The sequence below is a fragment of the Streptomyces sp. YS-3 genome (assembly GCF_045257485.1).
Lineage (GTDB): Bacteria > Actinomycetota > Actinomycetes > Streptomycetales > Streptomycetaceae > Streptomyces.
Genome location: NZ_JBJHPC010001050.1, coordinates 1 through 1,123, shown reverse-complemented (window position 1 = coordinate 1,123; position 1,123 = coordinate 1). Strand labels below are relative to the sequence as shown.

1 protein-coding gene is annotated in these 1,123 nt (G+C 70.6%); it reads right to left on the bottom strand.

Annotated elements, in window-relative coordinates; genetic code table 11:
• A partial coding sequence (locus ACJA3G_RS37395; RefSeq protein WP_406557459.1) for a hypothetical protein occupies positions 1 to 1,021 on the bottom strand: 1,021 nt, incomplete at its 3' end.
• Positions 1,022 to 1,123: the final 102 nt, after the last annotated feature.

Here is a 1,123-nt window from a genome sequence, read left to right as displayed (position 1 = left end):
GAGATAGGTGGAACAGGGGGCGTGGTGTGCGGTGGGGTGGCAGAACGCCGGCCCCCAGTCCCTCGGCTACGGACTCGATTTCTTCTCGCAGCGCGCCCAGCTGCCGCGCGAGGACGGACAGGCGGGCGGCTGAGCGCTGCCCCTGCTTCGTCTCCAGCGCGTCGGCGAACGATGCTGCCCGGTCCAGGAGGTCGGCAAGGCGGGGCAGCGGGCCGCGGGAGCGGCCGGAGGTGTCGACGGCGTCGAGCAGCGCCATGTAGACGTCCCCGGTGTGCCGTGCCTCGTCGACCTGCCGCACGAGCTTCGCGACCGGTACCTCCGCTGCGGGAGGCTGGGGAGCGAAGGGTGCGAAGTCCGGGTTCAGGACGCCGGCGGGCACCGCGGGCGGGGATGCCTGGATGGCCTGGTTCACGGTGTCGTAGTGGCCAAGGACCCGCATCTGCCCACTGCCGAGTTCACCGGTCAATACCACCACGGTCGGCTCACCGTGCTCGACGAGGTGCGCCACCGTGATCAGCTCGTTGTCGGCGCTGTACCAAACGTCGTCGGCATCCAAGTCGCCGCGCCGCCATGCCGCCTGAGCCCGGTCCGTCCAGAGCTGTTGCTCCTCGGATGCCAGCGCCTGGACGGCGGGGCGGTGCTGCTCGGCGAGCTCGCTGATAATGAAGGAGCGTTCGGCCCAGGCCAGGACGTAGGGCCATAGCTGGAGGTGACGTACGCGGGAGGCTTCGGGCTCGGGATGGACGGTGGGCTCGGACCGGATGCGGTGGATCTGGCTGGCGGCGTGGGCCATGTCGTCGATCAGCTCGCGCCAGGCGGCATGGTGCCGAGCCGGCGGCATGGCATCCACGGCGCTGCGCGCGGCGGACAGCAGCGTGTTCGCGTGCGGCGCCACATGGTGCTTGAACGCCTCGGCGCCTTCTCGCCGCCGGCCCTGTGCAATAACTGCGGCGGCCTGTGAGGCATCCGCAGCCGACGCTTGGGACCATGCGCGCTCATAGCGCGAATGGACCAGCGCCAACTGCGCTTGGAAGCGGTGCAGTTCGCCGAGGGCGGTGCGAAGGTCTTCGGCGGGGATGTCGGAAATGAGGTGCTCCGGGGGCGGGGATCAGCGGCGCGGGCC